Source organism: Amycolatopsis melonis, from assembly GCF_040064235.1.
In the GTDB taxonomy this organism is placed as follows: domain Bacteria; phylum Actinomycetota; class Actinomycetes; order Mycobacteriales; family Pseudonocardiaceae; genus Amycolatopsis; species Amycolatopsis melonis.
The window spans coordinates 600,141-623,357 of sequence record NZ_JBDZYD010000003.1 but is presented as its reverse complement, the minus strand read 5'-3'; the positions used below and the strand labels follow the sequence as shown (position 1 = coordinate 623,357).

Here is a 23,217-nt window from a genome sequence, read left to right as displayed (position 1 = left end):
GTGCCGGTCATGCCAGCGCGTGCCGCCCGTATGTCCGTGCCTCAGCGCTCTGGTCCATCAGCCGGGCCGCGACGCGGCCGATCGCCGCGTCCAGTTCGGCTCGGCTGTCCGTTCCCCAGTCACCCAGGCGCTCGGCCAGCCAGTCCTTCCACGCCTGGACCACCCGCCCGAACTCCGCGTGCCCCGGGGCCGTCAGCTCCCAGCCGTCGCGGGTGTAGCGGAGGTGGCCGGTCAGCTCCAGGCGGTTGAACGCCGGTTCCAGCACCGGTGCCGGTACCCCGAAGTGCGCGGCGATCTCACGCAGCGTCGCCGGTTCGCCGCGGCGTTCGCGCAGGTGGACCTGCAGCAGGCACCACACCCCGCCCTCGTCCAGTTCGCCGCCCGCGCGCTCGATGATCGACGGTGCCACCTTGCGGCGCTCGCGGAAGAACAGCGTCGCCACCGCGCGTTCCAGCTCGCGGTCGTCGGTGTTCGCCTCCGGCATCGCGAATCCGTCGCCGAGGTCCGGGGCCGCCGCGCGGGCCGTGTCGCGCAGCGGGACCTCCTTCAGGAAGAACGCCAGCGCGAACGCCAGCAGCCCGACCGGCGCCGCCGCCAGGAACACCACGTGCAGCGAGTCGCTGTAGGCCTTGACGACCGGCGCCGACACCGCCTCCGGCAACGCGTGCAACGCCGTCGGCACCTGCAGTGCCCGCGGGTCGACGCCCGGCGGGGCCGGGAGCGCGGCCAGCTTCGGCGTCAGCTGGTTCGCGTACACCGTGCCGAAGATCGCCGCGCCGAACGAGCCGCCGATCGAACGCAGGAACGTCACCCCCGAGGTCGCGACGCCCAGGTCCGCGTAGTCGACAGTATTCTGGACGGCGATCGTCAGCACCTGCATGCCCAGCCCGATGCCCAGGCCCAGCACGGCCATGTACGCCGATGCCTCCCAGAACCCCGTGTCCGTGTCCAGCCGCGACAGCAGGTACAGCCCGAGCGTCATGGCCGCCGCACCGGCCAGCGGGAAGATCTTGTAGCGCCCGGTGCGGCTGACCGCGTTGCCCGCCGCGATCGACGCGACCAGCAGCGCCAGCACCATCGGCAGCAGCCGCACGCCGGACGTCGTCGCCGAGGTGCCCTGCACGTACTGCATGTACGTGGGCAAATAGGACAATGCGCCCAGCATGGCGAAGCCGACGACGAAACTCATGATCCCGCCGACGGTGAACACCGGGTTGCGGAACAGCCGCATCGGCAGCATCGGTTCCTTCGCCCGCAGCTCCACGAAGACGAACGCGGCCAGCAGCACCACCGAGCCCGCCGCCATCCCCAGGATCACCGGCGAGCCCCACGCGTACTGCGTGCCGCCCCAGCTGGTGACCAGCGTCAGTCCGGTCGCGGCGAGGCCGATCAGCAGGATGCCGAGGTAGTCGATGACCGGCTTGACCGCCGCGCGCGCGTTCGGCATCGCCGAGGCCGCGACCACCAGCACGACCACGACCAGCGGGATGTTGACGTAGAACGCCCAGCGCCACGACAGGTGGTCGACGAAGAACCCGCCGAGCATCGGGCCCGCGACGGTCACCACGCCGAACACCGAGCCGAGCACGCCCTGGTACCGGCCGCGCTCGCGCAGCGGGACGACGTCGGCGATCAGCGCCGTCGAGGTCACCATCAGCCCGCCGCCGCCGAGACCCTGCACCGCGCGCCAGACGATCAGCCACACCATGCTGCCGGCGAACCCGGCGCAGAACGAGCCGACGCCGAACACGATCACCGACAGCTGGAACATCAGCTTGCGGCCGAAGAGGTCGCCCAGCTTGCCGACGACCACCGTCATGATCGTCTCGGCGAGCAGGTAGGACGTGACGACCCAGGACAGGTGACCCGCGCCGCCGAGGTCGCCGACGATGGTGGGCAGCGCGGTCCCGACAATGGTCTGGTCCAGCGCGGCCAGCAGCATGCCGAGCAGCACGGCGCCGAAGACGGCGTTGACCCGGCCGCGGCTCAGGGACGGCGGCGCCACCGCGCCGGGGGTGACCTCCGCGGTGGCCGTCATCGCACCCTCCTCGCTCGGCCTCCAAGCTAGTGTGGGTGGTCCACTGTGGATAGCCACCCGTTCCGGTGGTCCCGCGTGGTCAGAGGGTCCAGCGCTCCCGCGGCGGCGTTTCCAGCACGAGCTCGCCGTCGACGGCCGCGGCGATCTGCTCGACGGTCCAGGTCTCCCGGTACAGCACCGGCCGGATGATCGCGGGCTGGCGCACGGCGTGCAGGTGCCCGTCCGCCAGCCGCAGCACCTGCCCGGTGATCCCGGCCGAGAGGTCGCTGAGCAGGTAGGTCACCAGCGGCGCCACCCGGTCCGGCGGTGGCGCGTCCGGATTGCCGTGCGGGTCGGCGGCCATCAGGCGGGTCCAGGCGATCGGGCTGACGGCGTTGACGCGCACGCCGTGCGGGGCCAGATCGCCTGCCCACGAGTAGGTCATCGACGCGACCGCGCCCTTGGACGCGGAGTACGCCGCGGCGCCGCGCTGCCCGATCATCGACCCCGACGTCACGTTGACGATGACCCCGCTGCCCTGCGCGCACATGACCTTCGCCGCCGCCGTGCCACAGTGGAAGGGGCCGAGCACGTTGGTCTCGACCAGTGCGCGGGTCCGCTCGGCGTCGTCGTCCTCCCACGGCAGGGCGTGGTACCCGACGGCGGCGTTGTTGACCAGGCCGTCCAGCCGCCCGAAGTGCCTGCCACACAAGGCGATCAGCGACCGGGCGTAGCACGGGTCGGCCACCGAGCCGACACTCGCCACGGCGGTGCCGTCGTCCGCTTCGATCGCGGCCACGGTGTCCCGGGCCGGTTCGGCGTCGACGTCGTTCACGACGACCGCCGCGCCCGCCCCGGCGGCGTGCCGGGCAAAGGCCCGCCCGAGCCCGCGTCCGGCACCGGTGACCACGACTGCCCGCCCGTCCAGGAATCCCATGGGGTCCAGTGTCGCGCGGGAATGGCTCAGCTGCGCGCCAAGGTCACCAGAAACGGCCGGAACCCGTGCGCCTCGTAGAAGGCAAGTGCACTCGCATTCTGCGCGTACGCCTGCACTGTCATTTCGTTCGCGCCACGTTCACGTGCCCACGCCACGAAGGCCTCGAAGAGGGCTCGGCCGAGGCCTTGCCGACGCCGTTCCGGGGCGACGCGCATGCTTTCGAGCACCGCAGTCACGGCGTCCGGGCGCAGCGGGTCCGGCTTGCGCAGGCGGCCCACCAGGTGTCCGGCCCCGCCGTCGGCCAGCAGGCAGAGAGAGTCCGGATCGTCGACGAGCCCCGCGTAGTAGGCCGCGCCTTCGCGGGCGGGCCAGCCGGTGTCCATGAAGGCGTCGTGGCGGCCGCCGTCCTCGGCGAACAGGGCGCCGGCCGAGGCCGTGAGCGCGGGAACGTCCTCGGAACGGCATTCGGAAACAGTCATGCGGGAGACGGTATACCGGACAACGGGTTCAGGGTCCCAGATGCGCCAGGCTTTCCAGCGCGAGCTGCTCCAGATATCCCGCGGCAGCCGCACTTCCGCCCGCCGCCCGGAACGACGCACCCAGCGCCTGCGCCGCGCGGCGGTAGGCCGGTTCCGTGAGGACCTCCTCGACCGCGGCCGCGATGCGCGGGGCGTCCGCGCGGCCGAAGCGCAGGCGCAGGCCCGCGCCCGCCGCCACCACCTGGGCCGCCACGATCGGCTGGTCGTCGCGGATCGGGGCGACCACCAGGGGCAGGCCGTGCCAGAGGGATTCGCAGACCGTGTTGTGGCCCGCGTGGCAGACCACCGCGTCCACCCGCTCCAGCAGCGGCAGCTGCGGAACCTGCGGCCGTACCAGGACGTTCGGCGGGACCTCGCCGAGCACGCCGCCCGGGTCGGCGATCACCGCACGGACCGACCGGCCGGCGAACGCCTCCGCCGCCGCGGCCAGGAAGCCGGCCCCCGCCGCGGTGTTGGCCGTGCCGAGGGAGACCAGGACGGTCGGCCGCAGCGGGTCGAGCCACTCCCACGGGAAGTCCACTGTGGACGGACGCGTGCCGATCGACGGGCCGACCAGGCGGACCCGGGGCGGCAGGGTGGCCGTGCCGAGCAGCTCGCGGGTGGTGAACGCGAGCACGCCGTGCGGCGAAATCCGCGGGTCCGCCGCACCGCCGCCGATCCGGGCGCGCAGGCCGTCCAGCAGCGAGCCGACCCACGCCGCCACCTTTGGCATCCCGGCGAGCGGGTCGATCAGCTCGGCCGACGTCGTCGCGGAGGTGACCCACGGCAGGCCGCGTGCCTCGGCCAGCAGCCCGCCGGCCAGTGCCTGCTGGTCGGCGACCACGACGTGCGGGGCGAACGCGTCCAGTGCCGCGGCCACCCCCGGGGCCATCGCGTCGGCCAGCGGGATCAGGAAGTCCTCCCACAGGAACCGCAGCGCCGCCGGGCCCTTCAGCTCGGCGGGGCGCGCGGGCAGGTCCGGGGGCAGGGCGCAGGAGAACACCAGCGCATCCGGGCCGGCCAGCCGCCACAGCAGCTCCGCGTGCCCGGCCCAGGCGACCTCGTGACCGCGTGCGGTCAGCTCGGCCGCCACGCCCGCGGCCGGGTTGACGTGCCCGACCAGCGGCGGGACGACGAACAGGAACCGGGCCACTACCGCACCCGCGCCTGCGTGCGTGCGGTGTCGCGGACCCAGCCGAAGACCAGCTCGATGACCTCCGCGGTCCGCTCGACCAGGACCGAATGCCCCTGGTCGGGCAGCACGACACAGCGGCCCTCCAGGTGTGCTTCGAAGTGCGGCACCTGGGCGGCCAGGCCCGAGTCGCCGCCGAAGATCGCGAACACCGGGCAGCGCACCGCCGACAGGTCCGCCGCGATCGTGGCGCTGCGCGGGACGTCCTCGGCGATCGTGGTCGTCTGCAGGATCCGGTTCGCGGCCTTCGACAGCCGGGCGGTGTGCGCGCCGTGGTTGTCGGCGATCCAGCCGATGACCTCGTCGAGGGCCAGCCGGGTCTTCGCGTCGGCGAGGCCGTCGGCCATGTGCCGCGTCCACTCCTCGGTCGGCGGTTCGCCCTCGATGGCGACGACGCTGGCCACCCGGTCCGGGCGGGCGGCGGCCAGCCCGAGTGCCACCGACGCGCCGAACGAGTTGCCCACGAGGTGCACCGGCCGGGTGACCTCGCAGGCGTCGAGCACCGCGACGAGGTCGTCGACGAACTGCTCCAGCCGGTACCCCGAGGCCGGGCGCGTCGTGCGGCCGTGCCCGCGCAGGTCGTACATCAGCACGTCGAGCCCGCGCTCGGCGAACGCCGGGCCGAGGGTGAAGTAGTAGCTGGCCAGGCTGTCGGTGAGCAGGCCGTGGACGCACACCACGATCGGGGCCTCCCCGTCGAGCGGCACGTCCGGGGTCAGGCGCTGGACGTGCACGTCCAGCTCACCGGCGCGGATGCGGCTCACGCCGCGGCCCGCAGCGACGCGACGATGTGGCGGACCAGCTCGCCGACGGTCAGCGCGATGATCTCGTCGAGGTCGCGCACGGCGATGAAGGTCGCGAAGTTGACGCGGTCGCCGTAGTGCTCGCGCAGCTGCCCCGACAGCGCCACCAGGTCGACGCTCTCCAGCTCGAGGTCGTCGTGGAACGTCGTGTCCATGGTGATCTCGGCGTCGTCGAGGCCGTACTCCTCCAGCAGCTCCCGCAGCATCCCGCCCACCTGGGCGAGCACGGTCACCTCGTCCGCGGCCGTGGTCTCGATGCTCATGGGGTAGTCTCCTTCGTCTCTTCGGTCCAGGCGACGACGTAGCGCCGCGGCGGCAGCCCTGGCGGGTTCTCGGCGTCGGTGCAGCACACGCGGTAGTCGTGGCCTTCGACGCGGACGGTCAGCTCGTCCTCGGCCGCGGCCACCACCGCGAAGTCGCGGGGTTCGCCGCGCAGGCCGGTGCCGCGCAGCTTCGCGACGGCCTCCTTGGCGGTCCAGAACCGGGCGAACCAGCGCTCCGGGTCGCCGGGCAGGCCCGCGAACAGCGCCAGCTCGGCCGGGCCGAGCGCGGCCTCCACAGTGGACTGCGAACGCGGGGCGACCTCTTCGACGTCGATGCCGCACGGGCCCTGCCTCGCGATCGCCACCCCGGCTTCCCCGCGGTGCGCCAGCGAAATCGTCAGCGGCGGCAGCTCCCGGCCGTAGGCACCGGTCGCGTGTGGACGTCCACTGTGGTCGTTGCCGATACGCAGTTCCGCCGGGAACATCTCGGACTCCCCACGGGCCCAGAGGAACTGGCGGACGGCGTCCTTGGCCGCGATCCGGCCGAGCAGCCACTGGCGCCGCCCGCGCGGCGGGTGGCGGTCGTAGGCGTCGCGCTCGGGTCCGGCCAGGTAGTTGCGCATGATCAGCTCGCGGGTGGCCAGGTCCGGCCACTGCTCGTGGACCAGTGCCCAGCCACCGGGCTGTTCGTACGACAGCGTCGAGCGTTCGGGCGTGCGGTCGGCCTGGCGCATGTGCGCGGTGCTGTCGAAGCGGCGGTCGCGCCAGCCGGTGAACTCGGCCCACACCTGCCCGTTGCGGACCAGCTGCATGTCGGCGTCGAGGAACTCCTCGGTCAGGCCGGTGATCTTCACCAGGCACTCCAGGCGCTCCCCCGGTGCCGGATGCGGGCCGTGGAACCGGATTTCGCGCATGCCGACCGGGAAGACGGTGGTGCGCTCGGGCAGCCGGGACATGATCCAGTAGCCGAGCACCTGGCCGACGTTGTCGAGCAGGGCGCCGGGTGCCGCCGGAGTGGTCAGCACGGCCCGGACGTGCCGGTCGCCGACCGCGGTCAGCTCGGTGACGCCCTGGAAGCGCGGGCCGTGGAACATCCAGCGCTCGGCGTAGAGCTGGGCCGCGGTCGTCTCCGGCACCTGCTCGGCCGAGGCCGGGAACCGCCACGGCGCGGGCGCGTCCGCGGGGTAGGCCGGGGCGAGTTCGACGACGGCCTGGGAGTAGCCCTCCAGCGCCGCGTGCACCCGGTCGGGGCCCGCGGGCCGGACCCGCACCGGCACGGTGACCGCCGGGACGGCGGTGATCCACTGGCTGAGCCGGACGTCGTGCACGGCGACCGCGCGGCGGCCGGGCGCGGCCTGCTCGGCGAAGCCCATCAGGTGGTCGATCACCGTGGTGGCCGGGACGACCGGCCACCGGTCGCCCGGGTCCGCCTGCGGCGGCTGCTTGAAGAAGCAGTGGTCGAGCAGGTACGGCATCGCCTCGACTGAGACGTCGAGGGTGGTGTCCAGCGCCCGCGGCGGCGCCACTTTCCCGTGAAAGCTCCGTTCCGGGGCGCCGCTTTCACGTGAAAGTGGCGCCTGGGAGCGGCCGGTCAGGACCGTGGACGCCAGCTCGGCGGTGTCGGCCAGCAGCGCGGCGAACTCCGCGGCGAGCGGGCCCTTGGCGGCCAGGTCGTCCACAGTGGACCGGCGGACGGCCGGCAGCGCGATCCGGGCGCGGACCTGCTCGTCCAGCGAGATCAGCCGCCCGCCGAGGTCGAGCTTGACGGCCTTGGACGTGACCGCCCGGGCGCCCGGCAGGCGGTCGAAATCGACGTCCAGGCCGTCCACCCACAGCGCGGTCGCGACCCGGCGCAGCTGCGCGAGCCCGGGGCGGTGCGCCGAGTGCGCCGCCACGACGAGGTGCTCCTCGCCGTGCAGCGTGTCGCTGACCAGCGAGCCCAGCTGTCCCGCGCCGGCCTGGACGAACGCGCGGAACCCGGCGGCGTACAGCGCCTGGACCAGCGGGCGGAACCGGACCGGCTCCAGCAGGTGCCGGACGAACAGCTCGCGGACCTCGGCTTCGCCCGCCGGGTACTCCGCCACCGTGGTCGCCGACCAGAGCGGCAGCTTCGGCGGGTACAGCGTGAAGCGCTCGGCGGCTTCGCGGATCGGGCCCAGGTACGGCCGCAGCATCGGGGTGTGGAAGCCGGAGCGGAACGGCAGCACCTGCGCCACGATCCCGGCCTGCCGGAACCGGGTCACCAGGTCCTCGACCGCGGTTTCCGGCCCGCAGATCATGGCCTGGTTGGGCGAATTGTCGTGGGACAGCACGACATCACGCTGTCCGGCCAGCTCCTCGGCGACCTGGGGCGCGGGCGCGCCGATCGCGGCGAAGGCGAGCCCGGGGACGACGAGCGCGTCCGGGTCGAACCCGGCGAGGAAGGCGTCGACCTCGTCTTCGGCGTGCAGCCCGGCCACGGCCATGGCGGTCCACTCGCCGAGGCTGTGCCCGGCCACGGCGTCCGGCGTGACGCCGATCCGCCGGAGCGCGGCGTCCAGCAGCCTGCCCAGTTCGAAGACCGCGGTGCCCTGACGGCCGACGTCGCCGACCTCGACGTCGGCGTGCTGCCAGGGCAGGCCGAAGTGGCGGGCGACGTCCCCGCAGTTCAGGGTCAGCTCCGACTCCAGGCCGGGGAAGAGGAAGGCGATCTTGCCGCCGCCCGGCCCGAGCAGCGGGCGGTCGGCGAACCACACGTCGTTGCGGCCGCGCCAGGCCCGGCCGCGGGCCAGCGCCTTCCTGGCCAGTGCCAGCCGTTTCTCGGTCGGGTCGACGATGCCGAGCCGGACCGGCCCGTCGCCGGGCTCGCCCGGACCGGAACGGTCGAGCAGGTCGCGCAGGGCGTCGACCGACCGTGCGGCGAGCCGCAGCACGCGTTCGGGCTCGTGCACCACAACCGGTTTCGCGTGGTCCGGCGCCTGTTCCAGCACGACGTGGGCGTTGATCCCGCCGAAGCCGAACGCGTTGACCCCGGCCCGCCGCACCGGCGCGTCCCACGGCTTCGCGGTGTCCAAAGTGGAGAACCGGGTCTTCGCCAGTGCCGGGTGCGGGTCGTCGCAGTGCAGCGTGGGCAGCAGGACGCCGTGGTGCACGGCCAGTGCCGCCTTGACCAGCCCGGCGATCCCGGCCGCGGGCATCGTGTGGCCGATCATGGACTTGACCGAGCCGAGCACGGCGGAGCCCGCGCTGCCGAACACCTCCGCCAGGGTGGCCAGTTCGGCCGCGTCCCCGGCCGGGGTCGCGGTGCCGTGCGCCTCCAGCAGCCCCAGCGATTCGGGGTCGGCGGGGTCCAGGCCTGCCGCGGCCCACGCCTGGCGCACCGCCCGGACCTGGCCGCCGGAGTCCGGGCTGGCCAGGCTCGCGGTCCGCCCGTCGGAGGCGACGCCGGTGCCGGTGATCACGGCGTAGATCCGGTCGCCGTCGCGTTCGGCGTCGGCGAGGCGCTTGAGCACGACGATGCCGGTGCCCTCGCCGATCAGCACGCCGTCGGCGTCGCGGTGGAACGGCCGGATGCGCTCCGACGGCGACAGCGCGCCCAGCTGGTTGAACACGCTCCAGAAAGTGATGTCGTGGCAGTGGTGGACCCCGCCGGCGAGCACGACGTCGCAGCGGCCGGTGGCCAGTTCGCGCACGGCGTGGTCGACGGCGATCAGCGAGGACGCGCAGGCGGCGTCCACTGTGTACGCCGGGCCGCGCAGGTCGAGCCGGTTGGCCAGGCGGGACGCGGCGAGGTTGGGCACCAGCCCGATCGCCGACTCCGGCGCCTCCGGGCCGAGCTGGTCGGTGAAGGCCTGGCGGACGGCGTCGAGGCGGTCGGCGTCGAGGTCCGGCAGCAGCTCGCCGAGGGTCCGGACGAGCTGGCTGGCGGTGCGGACCCGCTGGTCGAGCCGGACCAGCCCGGGCGTCAGGTAGCCGCCGCGGCCGAGCACGACCCCGGCCTTCGCGCGGTCGGCGGGCAGCCGGTCCGGCCCGCCCGCGTCCGCGACGGCCTGTGCCGCGACGCGCAGCGCGATCAGCTGGTCGGGTTCGGTGGCGGGCACCGAGTTCGGCATGATCCCGAAGCCGGTGACGTCCACTTCGGCCAGTTCGTCGACGAACCCGCCGCGACGGCAGTAGACCTTGTCGGCGCGGCGCTCGCCGGGCGCGTAGTGCGTGCCGTCCCACTTCTCGGGCGGCACCTCGGTGATGGCGTCGACGCCGCCGACGAGGTTGCGCCAGTAGCTCGCCAGGTCGGGCGCGCCGGGCAGCAGCACCGACATCCCGACGATCGCCACGCGCATGCCGGTCACCAGCCCGACGCGGTGTGGACGACGGCCGCGGCGTCGGCACGGCCCCACGCCAGCTCGCGCAGCAGGCCGAGAGTGCCTTCCTCGGGGTCGATCAGCGCGATGCCGCGGCGGGCGTAGTCGCGCATCAGCTCGGGGGTCACCATGCCGTCGTGCTCGCCGGTCGGCGCCCACGGTCCCCAGTGGACGGTCACCGCGCGCCCGGCGGGCCACCGGCGGCCGAGCGTTTCGAGGGCGTCGTTGGCGGCGGCGTAGTCCGACTGGCCGCGGTTGCCGAGCGTGGCGGCGATGCTGCCGAACAGGACGACGAACTTCGGCTCGTCCGGCAGGTCCGCGGTCGCGTCCAGCAGCGTCCGGGCACCGTCGACCTTCGTGGCGTACACGCGGTTGAACGACTCCGGCGTCTTCTCGGCGACGAGCTTGTCCTCGATGACGCCGGCCGCGTAGACGATGCCGTCGAGGCGGCCGTGCTCGGCGTGGATCTCTTTGACGGCCCGGTGCACGGCTTCGGCGTCGAGCATGTCGACGGACTGGTAGCGCACCGTGCTGCCGAGTTCGCCGAGCCTGGCCAGGGTCTGCCGGACCTCGCGTTCGCCCTGGATCCGGCGCACGGCCCGTTCGATCTCGGCGGGGCTCTTCAGCCCGGCCGCGATGAGCGCGGCGCGCAGGTCCTTGGCATCCTTGGCCTGCGGGTATTCGTCGTCCGGCGGCGGCACCGGCGTCCGGCCGAGCAGTTCGATCCGGCAGCGGCTCGCGGCGGCGAGGGTCGCGGCGAACCGGGCGGTGATGCCCTTGGCACCGCCGACGAGCAGCACGACCGACTCGCGGTCCAGCCCGACGGCGGCCGCTTCGGCCGCACCGTCGCCCGCCGGTCCCGCACCGCTGCTGCCGAGCAGGCCGAGGCTCTCCTCGGTCATCCGGAAGCCCTTGCGCACCTTGCCTTCCCGGACGACGACGGGCTCACGATCCACAGTGGACAGCTCTTCGACGAGCGCGGCGGCCCGGTCTTCGGCGGTGTCGTCCGGTGCCGTCTCGACGACGCGGGTGAGAGTGTCCGGGTATTCGCGGGCGAGGCTGCGGTGGAAGCCGCGCAGGCCCTCCCCCGGCCCGGCGGTCAGCAGCCAGCCGGGCTGCCCGGCCAGGGCGGCCTGATACTGCGGGAAGGCGGCGGGCAGCACCGGGTCGCCGTCCGGCAGGAACAGGACCCCGTCGAACCCGGGCCGGACATCGTCGTCGATCTCGGCCGCCGCGCCCAGCCCGCTGAGCCGGGTTTTCACGGCTTCGGCGACCGGGCCACGGCCGACGAGCAGGAACTTCCGGCCACGCACATCCGGAGTCTCCGCGGGCTCAAGCTCGACTTCCGCCATGACCAGCCGCTTCGGCGCGACAACCACCGGCTGCGGCTCCCGTTCCGGTTCCGCTTCGCCCAAACGCCCCAATGTGGCCTTCGGTGCGCTCAACGAACCCAAGGCGGCCTTCGGTGCGTTGCTGAACACAGCGGCGCGAAGCGCCTCCGTTGAGGGCGGCGGTGGGGGCATGGGCGGAGCAACCAAGGCCACATTGGGGCGCTCGGGGCCGAGCAGGTCCGCGATCGCCGCCGCCGTGCGGGCCTTGGCCAGCTCCTCGACGTCACCGCCGGTGTCCAGGTTCAGGCGCGCGGCCAGTTCCCCGGCGATCTCGGCGCGCTTGATCGAGTCGATGCTCAGGTCGGCTTCCAGATCGAGATCCGGCTCGATCATCTCCACCGGATACCCCGTCTGCTCCCCGATCACCTCGACCACGGTCTCCAGCACCGACGTGACCGACGGCGTCTCGGCGGGCTCCTCCCCGATCAGCGCGGCGATCGCCGCGGCCGTGCGGGCCTTGGCGAACTCCTCGACGTCACCACCGGCCAGCCCCAGCCGGGACGCCAGCTCGCCCGCGATCTCCGCCCGCTTGATCGAGTCCACGCTCAGGTCGGCTTCCAGATCGAGGTCCGGCTCGATCATCTCCACCGGATACCCCGTCCGCTCCCCGATCACCTCCACCACGGTCTCCAGCACCGACCGCCCCAATGTGGCCTTCGGTGCGCTCAACGCACCGAAGGCCGCCTTGGGTGCGTCTGACGCAACCAAGGCCACATTGGGGCGTTCGGGCGGAAGCGAAACCGGAAGCGAAACCGGGGCCGGAAGCGTGACCGACGGTGGCACCTCGGTGCCGAGGAAGCCCAGCAGGACGTCGCGCTGGGCCGCGATCATCTCGCGGCTCGTGCGCAGGAAGTCCGCGACCATCGCCTCCGACGTCGGCGCCGCGGGCGCCGCCACGCCGAGAGAAATACGTTCGGCCGGGCGCAGCGCGCCGTCCGGGATCGTGCCGTCCGCGGTGCGGAGCAGGTGGCCGTCGACCGTCCATCCCGGACGCTTCGGGCGCGGGGCCGTCGCCGCGTCGACCGCGTCGCGGCCGCGGAACAGCCAGCCCGTCTCCACCGGCACGCCCGACACCGCCAGCTGCGCCAGCGCCGTGAGGAATCCGGGCAGGCCGCGGCGGCCCGGCTGCTCGAACCCGACCGTCCGATGGGGACGGTCGCCGAGGATCGCGGCGACCTGCTTGGCCAGCACCGAACCGGGCCCGGCCTCGACGAACACCCGTGCCCCTGCCGCGTACATCGCCTCGACCTGCTCGACGAACCGGACCGGCGCGCCCAGCTGCGCGGCCAGCTCGCCGCGGATCTCGTCCGGGTCCGCCGGGTACGGCGCCGCGGTCCGGTTGCCGTACACCGGGACGGCGGGCCGGACGACGCCGATCGCGTCGAGGGCCGCGCCGAACGTCTCCCCCGCCGGGGCCACCAGCGGGCTGTGGAACGCGCACGCGACGGGGATCCGCTTGGCGCCGAGGCCGGCGTCGCGCAGCCGGACGACGGCGGTGTCGATGTCGGCGGACGGTCCCGAGATCACCGTCTGCCTGGGCGAGTTGTGGTTGGCCAGGACGACCGCCGCGAGCCCGGCGTCGGCGAGCACCTTGCCGGTCTCGGCGGCGCCCGCCGCGACCGCGGCCATCGCGCCGGGATCGCCGTCGGGCACCGCGCCGAGAATGGCCGCGGCGCGGGCGTGGCTGGCGTGCAGCAGTGCCTCGGGCGTCAGCGAGCCCGCCGCGGCGAGCGCGGTCAGCTCGCCGTAGCTGTGGCCGCCTGCCATCGCGGGCCGCACGCCCGCGCGGGTCAGCAGGCGGAACGCGGCCAGCCCGGCAAGGCCGAGCGCGGGCTGGGCGATGCGGGTGTCGGTGACGCGTTCGGCCAGCGCCTGCCGCTCGCGCTCGCCGAACACCGCGGGCCCGAACACGACCTCGGCGGTCGCCGGGTCGAGCCGCAGATACCGCTGCAGCTCCGGGAAGGTGACGAACAGTTCCGCGAACATGCCCGGCCGCTGGCTGCCCTGGCCCGGGAACAGCACCGCGACCTCGCCGGGTTCGCCCCCATCGGCCCGGTACACGCCCGGCGCGTCCTGCCCGGCCAATGCCTGACGCAGCAACGTCGTCAGCTCGTCCACAGTGGACGCCACGACGGCGATCCGCACGGGCCCGCCCGCCGCTTCACAACGACGGGACGCGGCCAGCGCGAGGTCCCGCAGCCGCCACGGCTGACGGCCCGCAGGCACCTGCGAGGCCAGTTCCAGCAGTGCCTGTGCCGCGGACTCCGTCGTGAAGGTGAACAGTTCCGCGGGCCACTCGTCGGCGGTGTGCGCAGGCGGCACGCCGTCGTATGCGCCGAGCACGACGTGGAAGTTCGTGCCGCCGAAGCCGAACGCGCTGACCCCGGCGATCCGCTCGGCGGGCGGCGCGGCCCACGGCTGGGCCGCGGCCTGGAACACGAACGGGCTCGTTTCCGGGTCCCACGCCGGGTTCGGCGACGTCACGTGCAGGGTCGGCGGCTTGACGCCGGTGTGGAGCGCCAGCGCGGTCTTGACCAGCCCGGCCAGCCCGGCCGCGCACTTGGTGTGCCCGATCTGGGACTTCACCGAGCCGATCGTGCACGTGCCCGGCGCCGCACCGGCCTCGGTGAACACCTTGGTCAGCGTGCCCAGCTCGGTCCGGTCGCCGACGACCGTGCCGGTGCCGTGCGCTTCGAGCAGCCCGACGCGCGCGGGCGAGATCCCGGCGTTGCGGTAGGCGCGGGTCAGCGCGGTGTGCTGGCCTTCCGGCCGCGGCGCTGTCAGGCCCAGTGCCCGCCCGTCGGACGCCGCGCCGACGCCCTTGATGACGGCGTACACGCGGTCGCCGTCGCGTTCGGCGTCGGCCAGGCGCTTGAGCGCGACGCAGGCGACCCCCTCGCCGAGCGCGATGCCGTCGGCCGCGCTGTCGAACGTCGCCGAGCGCCCGGTCGGCGACAGGGCGTGCGCCGAGGCGAACAGCAGGTAGTCGTTGATGCCGTTGTGCAGGTCCGCGCCGCCGCAGAGGACGAGGTCGCTGGTGCCCGCGGTCAGTTCCTTGCAGGCGACGTCGACCGCGGTCAGCGAAGACGCACACGCGGCGTCGACGGTGTAGTTGGCGCCGCCCAGGTCTAGCCGGTTGGCGATCCGGCCGGCGATGACGTTGGCCAGCACGCCGGGGAAGGAGTCCTCGGTGATCCGCGGCAGCCGTTCGTCCAGATCGGACGGCAGTTCGCCCACATAGGACGGCAGCACGGTACGCAGGGTCATCGCGTTCGACAGGTCGCTGCCCGCCTCGGCGCCGAACACGACCGACGTCCGGGCCCGGTCGAACGGGCGGTCGGCGTAACCCGCGTCGGCCAGCGCGCGGTGGGCGGCCTCCAGTGCCAGCAGCTGCACGGGCTCGATGCTGGCCAGCGACGACGGCGGGATGCCGTACTTCAGGGGGTCGAAGCCGATCTCCGGCAGGAACCCGCCCCAGCGCGACGGCGTGCGCTCGCCCTGGCCGTCCGGGTCGTAGTAGAGCGAGGTGTCCCAGCGCTGGGGCGGGACCTCGGTGACCGCGTCGGCTCCGGAAAGGACGTTCGCCCAGAACGTCGCCAGGTCAGGGGCCTGCGGGAACATGCAGGCCATGCCGACGATCGCGATGTCGAGGGGCTCGGGGGCGGGCGGTTCCGGTTCCGCGGGACCGAATTCCGCGGCGCGGGCACGCAGGAAGGCGTGCGCGCCTTCGCCGACGGCGGCGTGCAGGTCGTCGATCGTCGTGACGGCCGAGCGCAGGACGGCGACCTCGCCCGCCATGAACATGCCTTCGGCGAGCTGCCGGTCTTCGCCGACCTCGCGCAGTTCGGAGCCGACGCGTTCGAGGCCCTTGCTGGCCAGGCGAAGCCGCCCGACGTTCAGCGTTTCCAGGTGTTCCCAGGCGTCTCGGCTGGGGACGCCGCGCTCGGCGAGATCGGCCTTGATCGCCGCGTACTCCTCGGTGAACGGGCTGCGCACGCAGCGGGTGGCGTGCCCCGGCGCGGTCTCGAGGAGGTCGGTCCGCTCGGCTTCCAGGAGCCGGCGCTGGAACAGCGGCAGCACGGCGCCCGCGTCGACGGCCTCGCGGGTGAACAGGTAGGCGGTGCCCATCAGCACGCCGACCGCCGCACCGCGCGCGGCCACCGGGGCGGCGAGGGCGGCGACCATGGCGGCCGAGCGCTCGTCGTGGACGCCGCCGGCGAACAGCAGCTGCAGCTCCGCGGCCGCGCCCGGGGTGGCGGCGAGGAAGTCGGCGAGCACGCCGAGCTGGGCCTCCCACAACGGGAAACTGGTGCGGGGACCGACGTGGCCGCCGCATTCGGAGCCTTCGAAGACGAACTTGCGGGCACCGGCTTCGAGGAACTGCTTGAGCAGCCCCGGCGATGGCACGTGCAGGAACGTCGAGATCCCGGCGTCCTCCAGGGCGGTGGCCTGTGCCGGGCGGCCGCCGGCGATGATCGCGTGGGTCGGCCGCAGCTCGCGGATGACGGCGAGCTGCGCGGCCTTGACGTCGTCGGCCGCGAACCCGAGGACACCGACGCCCCACGGCGCGTCGCCGACGGCTTCGCGGGTCCGCTGCAGGACGTCGCGGGTCTGCTCCGCACCGGACAGCGCCAGGGCGATGAACGGCAGTGCGCCGCCCGCGGCCACGGCGGCCGCGAACGCGGGCTGGTCGCTCACGCGGGTCATCGGTCCCTGGGCGACCGGCAGCGTCGTGCCGAGCGCGCGGCTGCCCGCGGTTCCCGGTCCGAGCACCGGCGTTTCGGCTCTCAGGGCGTCGGCGACGGCGTCGGCCAGGCCACGCACCGCGGCGGTCACCGCGCCCCAGCGGTCACGGAAGCGGGTGGCGAGGAAGACGTCCTGGCCCGCTTCGATCGGCTCGCTGCCGCGGCGGGCGAGGACGCGGACGCCGTCGGCGACGGTCGTTTCCGACCCGTCGAGGCCGGTGAGGGCGGCCGTGAGCGACGCGGGCAGCTCGGCTTCCGGGAGCAGCGCGAGCTGAGTGTCGACGACCACGCCCGCCGCGCCACCGGCGACCGCGGCCGCGGCGGTGTGCGGCCCGATGCCGCCCGCGGCCCACACCGGGACGTCCAGGGTGTCGTCGGCCAGCAGGGCCTGGAGCAGCACGAACGTGCTCAGTTCGCCGATGCGGCCGCCGCATTCGTGGCCGCGGGCGACCAGGCCGTGCGCGCCCGCGGCGACCGCCGCCGCGGCCGACGCGCGGGAGGTGACTTCGGCCAGCACCCGCCGGCCCGGGAAGTCGCGTGCGGTGCAGAGAGCGTCTTCGGTCAGCAGGACGGTGGTCACCGCGTCCGGGAGGTCGGCGGCCGCGGCGGCGAGCCGGACCCCGAACGCCGGGACACCCCATTCGGCGAGCAGCGCGAGCTCTTCCGCGGCGGCGGCACCGCCGCCGGTCAGGTCGAGCACGCCGAGGCCGCCGCCCCGGACGGCGGCGGCAACTCCGCGCGCCGACGGGCAGCGCAGCGGCGACACGGCGACGACCAGCTCGGCCGGCACGGAGTCGTCTTTCGAGAGACGCATGGGAACTCCCGCTACGCGCGAAAGGGATGTGGGTAACGGGGAGTACTTAAGCGGGTTCCTTCCGCGCAGTCAACAACCGGCCGCGATTTCATAGCCGGGCTTCAGAAAATTCGGGAGCACTCGTCCTGCCGCCGCAAGAATTTAACGTCGCCGTCACGTTCCGCGCGCCGGGATGCGGCAGCGCATTGCCGTACCGGCCCGCAGGGCCCGTCCACGAGGTCCGCACGGCCGGTCGGCGCAAGCCATCCCGCCTGGTGGACGCCGTGCCGTTCGCCACACCGGACCACTCCGGCCGTCGGGTCCGTTTTTCCGGCAGGCCACCACGACGTGTCGGGACGGTAAACCGGCGCCTTTTCCGCGGATTTCCTTTTGTCGAAATTCTCGACAAAAGCAGCCACCCTCTTCCCGCCGGACACAGGAATCGAAAGCCGAATTCCGGACCGCACCGGGTCCACAGTGGATTCCCCGGCCGCGGCGGTTCCCGGTGCTCACGCGAGCATGCCGGGACCGCCTGCGCCGTCCCGGCAGCCGGGCTGCGGCGACCACGGGTATTCGAGCGGCCACCATCGGTGCCCTGGCCGCCGTGACATCCCGCGGCCTTGACCGAAATTTTCCCTCACCCGGGGCCGGGCTTTTCCTGAGAAACAGCTGAAGACTTTTCGCATACCCGTCAGTAGTTCTGGACTGATCGTCTAGACTTGGACACGGTGTCCAACGACGGAGGTGGCTGTGGAGTACTGGTACGCCGACGAGCGCTCGGGGCGGCGATACCCGGGTGACCCGCTGCGGTGGCGCGGCGACGACGGCGCCCCGCTCTCCGTCGTCCCGCTGCCCGGCCTGCGCCCGGACGACGTCGACACCGGCGTCCGCTCGCTCTGGCGCTACCGGGCCGCGCTGCCCGGCGACCTGCGCCCGGTGTCGCTCGGCGAGGGCTGCACGCCGCTGGTCCCGCGGGACTGGGGCGGCACCGAGGTCCGGTTCAAGCTCGAATGGTTCAGCCCGACGGGCAGCTTCAAGGACCGCGGGTCCAGCGTCATGGTCTCGGCGCTGGCCGGCGCCGGCGTCGGCGAGCTGCTGGAGGACAGCTCCGGCAACGGTGGCTCGTCGGTGGCGGCTTACAGCGCCGCGGCCGGGATCGCGGCGACCGTCCTGGCCCCCGAGGGGACCTCGCCTGCCAAGGTCCTGCAGACGCGCGCGTACGGCGCGGCCGTCGAGCTGGTGCCCGGCACGCGCGACGACACCGCCGCCGAGGCCGTCCGCCGGTCGGACCGCACCACCTACGCCAGCCACAACTGGCACCCGTTCTTCCTGCAGGGCACCAAGACCCTCGCGTACGAACTGTGGGAGGACCTCGGCTTCCGCGCGCCGGACGCCGTCGTCACGGTCGCCGGCGCGGGCAGCATCGTGCTGGGCTGCGACCTCGGGTTCGGCGAGCTGCTGGCCGCGGGCTCGATCCCGCGCCGCCCGCGGCTGCTGGTCGCGCAGCCCCGCAACTGCTCCCCGGTCGACGCCGCGTTCCACGGCCACCGGCCACCGCCGTTCGCCCCGACCGTCGCGGAGGGGACGGCGATCCGGCAGCCGGTGCGCCTGCCGGAGGTCGTCGCGGCGATCCGCCGCTCGGGCGGCGACACCGCGGCCATCGACGAGGACGCGATCGCCACGGCCGCCCGGCGCCTGGCGTCGCTGGGCCTCTACGCGGAACCGACGAGCGCGACCGCGGCCGCGGCGATCGACGTCTTCCGCGCCCGCGGAGCGATCCGCCCCGGCGAGACGACGGTCGTCGTCCTCACCGGCTCCGGCCTCAAGGCGGCCGACCGGCTGCGGGAGCTGATCGGATGACCGAGGACGAGCTGCTGCTGCGCGAGGCGGAGAAGATCGCCCACGCGGTCGGCCGGATGTTCCCGGGCCTGTGCGAAGTGGTCCTGCACGACCTGCGCGACCCGGCCCACGCGGTCCGCGCGATCGAAGGCGGCCTGTCCGGCCGCGCGGTCGGCGACCCGGCGACCGAGCTGGGCCTGGCCCGCATCGCCGACCCGGAGTTCCCGGACGTCCTGCAGAACTACCCGAACCGCTTCCCGGACGGCCGCCCGGCGAAGAGCACGTCGATCGGCATCCGCAACTCCGGCGGCGAGTACGTGGCGGCACTGTGCCTCAACCTCGACGTGTCCCTCCTGGGATCGGCGGCCCACGCCCTGACCCGCCTGGCCCGCACCGACGAACCGGCCCCGCTGACGGAGTCCCTGCGCGCCCGCACGACCGAGGAGCTGCGCGCCCTGGTCGAGGACTACGCCACCGAGCGCGGCCACACGCCACGCAGCCTGCCACCGTCAGGCAAGAAGGAACTGGTCCGCTCGCTGAAGGCGCGGGGGTTCCTGGAGCTGAAGAACGCGGTGCCGGTGCTGACCGACCTGCTCGGCATCTCCCGCGCCAGCGTGTACAACTACCTGCGCTGACTCAGAAGACCGACCATCCGGTCAGCGTGGTGAACCGGTCGAGGGCCGCCACGCCTGCCACCGAGTTGCCGCGGGCGTCCAGGCCCGGGCTCCACACGCACACCGCGCAGCGGCCCGGGACGATGGCCACGATGCCGCCGCCGACGCCGCTCTTGCCCGGCAGGCCGACGCGGTAGGCGAACTCGCCCGCCGCGTCGTACGTGCCGCAGGTCAGCATCACCGCGTTGATCCGCTTCGCCGCGCTCAGCCCCAGCAGCCGGGACCCGTCGTTGCGGATTCCGTGGCGGGCCAGGAACAACGCCGAGCGCGCCACGTCCGCGCAGCTCATCGCGATCGAACACTGGCGGACGTACTGGTCGAGCACCGACGGCACCGGGTGGCGCATGTTGCCGTAGGAGGCCATGAAGTACGCCAGCGCCCGGTTTCGGTCGGCGTGCGCCGCCTCTGAGGCCGCGACCTCGGAGTCCACCGCGATCTCCGTGTTGCCGCTCTCCTGGCGCAGGAACGCGAGCAGCGCGTCGGCCGCGTCGCCGTGGCTGGCCAGCTCGTCGGTCACCACCAGCGCGCCCGCGTTGATGAACGGGTTGCGCGGGATGCCGTCCTCGTGTTCCAGCTGCACGAGCGAGTTGAACGGGTCGCCGGACGGCTCGCGGCCGACGCGCTTCCACACGCCGTCGCCGCGGGACAGGGCCAGCGCCAGGGTGAACACCTTCGACATGCTCTGCACGGAAAACGGGTGCTCCCAGTCGCCGACGCCGTGCACGGCACCGTCCACTTCGGCCACGGCCATCCCGAACCGCCACGGCTCGACCCGCGCCAGCGCGGGAATGTAGCCGGCGACGGCGCCGCGGCCGACCTCCGGCGCGACGTCGTCGGCAATCCGGTCCAGCAGCGCCGCGAGATCCACGGCCCGTAGCGTAGAAGGCACTCCGCCCGGCCCGGCGCGCACCCCGCCCACCCAGGCCCGGCAGAACAGCTGCGGGGGTGCGCCCGCGTGAGCTGAAAGGCGCTTTCGTCTCATCCGGTGCAGCGAAAGGGACTTTCGTCGCGTCAGCCGCCAGGAACGTCCCTTTCAGCACGTCCGAAGCCGGACTGGCGCGCACCCCGCGGAATCCGCCTATCGCGGAGAAATCTCCGCAGTGATGTCCGGCACACCTTAAGTCTTCCTTAGTGTGCCTGGTGATCTGCCGCACATCGCTCTAGCGTCCGTGAACCATGGATTCCTCGCTGCTCACCGAAAACGGTGAAAGCTACTCGAAAGCACTGGGCAACCGCCAGGTGCAGATGATCGCCATCGGCGGCGCGATCGGCGTCGGGCTGTTCCTCGGCGCCGGTGGCAAACTCCACCAGGTCGGCCCGTCGCTGGTCTTCTCCTACGCGATCTGCGGGGTGGCCGCCTACTTCGTGATGCGCGCGCTCGGCGAGCTCGTGCTGCACGAGCCCAGCTCGGGCAGCTTCGTCACCTACGCGCGGAAGTTCATCGGGCCGTGGGCCGGCTTCGTCTCCGGCTGGATGTACTGGGTGAACTGGGCGATGACCGGCATCGCGGAGATCACCGCGGTGGCGATCTACGTGCACAAATGGCTGCCGGACGTGCCACAGTGGATCACCGCGCTGGTCGCGCTCGGCGTGCTGCTGGCGGTGAACCTGCTTTCGGTGAAGCTGTTCGGCGAGCTGGAGTTCTGGTTCTCGGTGGTCAAGGTGCTGGCCATCGTCGTCTTCCTGGTCACCGCCGTGGGCCTGGTGCTGGCCAGCGCCGACATCGGCGGCACGACGGCGGGTGCGCACAACCTGACCGGCCACAGTGGATTCTTCCCGGCCGGCATCGGCGTCGCGCTGATGACGTTGCAGGCGGTCATCTTCGCCTACTCGGCGATCGAGGTCGTCGGCATCGCCGCGGGCGAGACCAAGGACGCCCGCAAGGTGCTCCCGAAGGCGATCAACGGCGTGGTGTGGCGGATCGGCGTCTTCTACGTCGGGTCCGTGCTGATGCTGGCGATGCTGCTGCCGTGGCCGTTCTACAACGGCGACGAGAGCCCGTTCGTGACCGTCTTCAGCAGGCTGGGCATCCCGGGCATCGGCGACGTCATGAACGCGGTCGTGCTCACCGCGGCGCTGTCCAGCGTCAACTCCGGCCTGTACTCCACGGGCCGGATCCTGCGCTCGCTGGCCGAGAAGGGCGAGGCGCCGTCGTTCGTCAGCCGGATGAGCAGCAGGCACGTGCCCTACGGCGGCATCCTGTTCACCTCGGTCGCCTACCTGTTCGGCGTGGTGCTGAACTACCTGGTGCCGAAGGAGGCGTTCGACATCGCCATCGCGATCGCCTCGCTCGGGGTGATCACGACGTGGGCGACGCTGGTCTTCTGCCAGCTGCGGCTGCGGCAGGCGGCGCTGCGCGGCGAGGTCGAACGGCCGTCCTACCGGATGCCGTGGGCGCCCTATTCGGGCTGGGCGACGCTCGGGTTCCTGGCGCTGGTGGTGGCGCTGATGGGCTTCTCCGACGGCGCGGAGAAGATCGCGTTCTACTCGATCCCGGTGCTCGCGGTGGTGCTGGCGGTGGGCTGGCGCTTCGTCGCGAAGCGCCGCGACCGCACCCCGGCCGGGTAGCGCGGCGGCCGCGGGCGGGCATACTCGACCTCCGACGAGGAGGTGGGCGGTGTCTTCCAGCACGGAACCCCGGCGGGTGACGATCCACGACGTCGCCCGCTCGGCCGGGGTCTCCCGGCAGACGGTGTCGCGGGCGCTGAACGACAAGGCCGAGATCGACGGCTCGACCAAGCAGCGCGTCCTCGACGCCGCCCGCGCGCTCGGCTACCGGCCGAGCCGGTTCGCCCGCGGCCTGGTCCGCCCGGACACCACCACGATCGGGCTGGTGGTGCCGGACCTGCTCAACCCCTTCTTCACCGAGGTCGCCTCCGGGGCGCTGGAGGCGGCCCGCGCCCGCGGCAGGCACGTGGTCGTCTACGACACCACCGACGACCCGGCGCAGGAACTGGCCACGCTGGAGGTCATCGGCAGCCAGGTCGACGCGGTGGTCGGCTACTTCACCCGGCCCGAGGACGACCTGGACCGCGGCACGGCGGGCATCCCGGTGGTGCTGATCGGCCGCGAACCCCGCACGCCGCGCTTCAGCGGCATCGCGATCGACGGCGAGGAGGGCGTCCGCGAGGCCGTCGCCCACCTCGTTTCGCGCGGGCACCGGCGGATCGGGATGCTCGACGGCCAGCCCGAAGCGACCGTGCGGCGGCAGTGGTTCCTGCGGGCCGCCGCCGAGTGCGGGGTCCGGGTGCACCCCGGCTGGGTCACCGCCGGCGCCCAGACCGTCGACGGCGGCGGCAGCGCGCTCGCCACGCTGCTCGCCGCCCATCCCGACGTCACCGCGGTGTTCGCCTTCAACGACGTGATGGCCATCGGCGCGCTGCGCGAGGCCCGCCGGTTCGGCCTGCGCGTGCCCGCGGACCTCGCGGTGATCGGCTTCGACGGGCTGGCATTGGGCACCCTGGTCGACCCGGAGCTGTCCAGCGTCGCCATCGACACCCGCGCCCTCGGCGCGCTGGCCGTCGAGCAGGTCGAGCGGCTCGTGACCGGGGCCACGCCGCTGCCGCCCGGCGAGCTGGTCGTCCGTGCCGCGCTCCACCTGCGTGAATCCGCCTGATCCCTTGACACTCCTCGGCGCCGCCACGCACACTTCCACGCGGTCCGTGAACGTTCACGGGAACGCTCACGGCCGACGTCGAAAGGACC

13 protein-coding genes are annotated in these 23,217 nt (G+C 73.3%); 4 read left to right on the top strand and 9 right to left on the bottom strand.

Translation table 11 applies throughout. From position 1 onward, the window contains the following. Positions 1-7: 7 nt before the first annotated feature. The 8 genes from ABJI51_RS10865 to ABJI51_RS10830 all read right to left on the bottom strand — a co-directional run bounded on the left by ABJI51_RS10865 (position 8) and on the right by ABJI51_RS10830 (position 17,020). Entirely contained in the window at positions 8-2,038 is a 2,031-nt protein-coding gene (locus ABJI51_RS10865; RefSeq protein ID WP_348949701.1) for a DHA2 family efflux MFS transporter permease subunit, read from the bottom strand. A gap of 79 nt (positions 2,039-2,117) precedes the next feature. Next, on the bottom strand, positions 2,118-2,954 hold the full coding sequence (locus ABJI51_RS10860; RefSeq protein WP_348949699.1) for an SDR family NAD(P)-dependent oxidoreductase: 837 nt from the start codon (positions 2,952-2,954) through the stop codon (positions 2,118-2,120). A 26-nt stretch (positions 2,955-2,980) separates the two neighbouring features. Beyond that, entirely contained in the window at positions 2,981-3,433 is a 453-nt protein-coding gene (locus ABJI51_RS10855; RefSeq protein WP_348949698.1) for a GNAT family N-acetyltransferase, read from the bottom strand. Between the two features lie 28 nt (positions 3,434-3,461). After that, positions 3,462-4,625 carry a glycosyltransferase gene (locus ABJI51_RS10850; RefSeq protein ID WP_348949696.1) on the bottom strand — a complete coding sequence of 388 codons (1,164 nt, stop codon included), beginning with the start codon at positions 4,623-4,625 and terminating at the stop codon, positions 3,462-3,464. After that, positions 4,625-5,428 (bottom strand): alpha/beta fold hydrolase, encoded by an 804-nt coding sequence (locus ABJI51_RS10845; RefSeq protein WP_348949694.1) that lies wholly within the window; start codon positions 5,426-5,428, stop codon positions 4,625-4,627. The genes ABJI51_RS10850 and ABJI51_RS10845 overlap by 1 nt, the downstream gene beginning before the upstream one ends. After that, complete coding sequence (locus ABJI51_RS10840) at positions 5,425-5,730, bottom strand: acyl carrier protein (protein WP_348949693.1); 306 nt, start codon at positions 5,728-5,730, stop codon at positions 5,425-5,427. Before ABJI51_RS10840 ends, ABJI51_RS10845 begins: the two co-directional genes overlap by 4 nt. After that, positions 5,727-10,049: a beta-ketoacyl synthase N-terminal-like domain-containing protein gene (locus tag ABJI51_RS10835; RefSeq protein ID WP_348949692.1), complete on the bottom strand. Its 4,323-nt coding sequence runs from the start codon at positions 10,047-10,049 to the stop codon at positions 5,727-5,729. The genes ABJI51_RS10840 and ABJI51_RS10835 overlap by 4 nt, the downstream gene beginning before the upstream one ends. A gap of 5 nt (positions 10,050-10,054) precedes the next feature. Next, positions 10,055-17,020: an SDR family NAD(P)-dependent oxidoreductase gene (locus ABJI51_RS10830; protein WP_348949690.1), complete on the bottom strand. Its 6,966-nt coding sequence runs from the start codon at positions 17,018-17,020 to the stop codon at positions 10,055-10,057. 729 nt (positions 17,021-17,749) lie between these two features. On the opposite strand from ABJI51_RS10830, the gene ABJI51_RS10825 reads away from it, so the two are divergent. Both ABJI51_RS10825 and ABJI51_RS10820 read left to right on the top strand, forming a co-directional pair. Next, a complete protein-coding gene (locus ABJI51_RS10825) occupies positions 17,750-18,859 on the top strand; it encodes a threonine synthase (protein ID WP_348949688.1) in 1,110 nt (369 codons plus the stop codon). Next, entirely contained in the window at positions 18,856-19,473 is a 618-nt protein-coding gene (locus ABJI51_RS10820; RefSeq protein WP_348949687.1) for a helix-turn-helix transcriptional regulator, read from the top strand. The genes ABJI51_RS10825 and ABJI51_RS10820 overlap by 4 nt, the downstream gene beginning before the upstream one ends. Before the next feature lies 1 nt (position 19,474). Here the strand turns inward: ABJI51_RS10820 and ABJI51_RS10815 are convergent, their stop codons facing one another. Beyond that, positions 19,475-20,380 (bottom strand): glutaminase, encoded by a 906-nt coding sequence (locus tag ABJI51_RS10815; RefSeq protein ID WP_348949685.1) that lies wholly within the window; start codon positions 20,378-20,380, stop codon positions 19,475-19,477. A gap of 308 nt (positions 20,381-20,688) precedes the next feature. Between ABJI51_RS10815 and ABJI51_RS10810 the strand changes: the two genes are divergently transcribed. Together ABJI51_RS10810 and ABJI51_RS10805 are read left to right on the top strand one after the other, a co-directional pair. Then, positions 20,689-22,080, top strand: coding sequence for an amino acid permease (locus ABJI51_RS10810; protein ID WP_348949683.1), 1,392 nt, complete (start codon positions 20,689-20,691; stop codon positions 22,078-22,080). 49 nt (positions 22,081-22,129) lie between these two features. Further along, positions 22,130-23,128 (top strand): LacI family DNA-binding transcriptional regulator, encoded by a 999-nt coding sequence (locus ABJI51_RS10805; RefSeq protein ID WP_348949681.1) that lies wholly within the window; start codon positions 22,130-22,132, stop codon positions 23,126-23,128. The last annotated feature ends 89 nt before the right edge of the window (positions 23,129-23,217 follow it).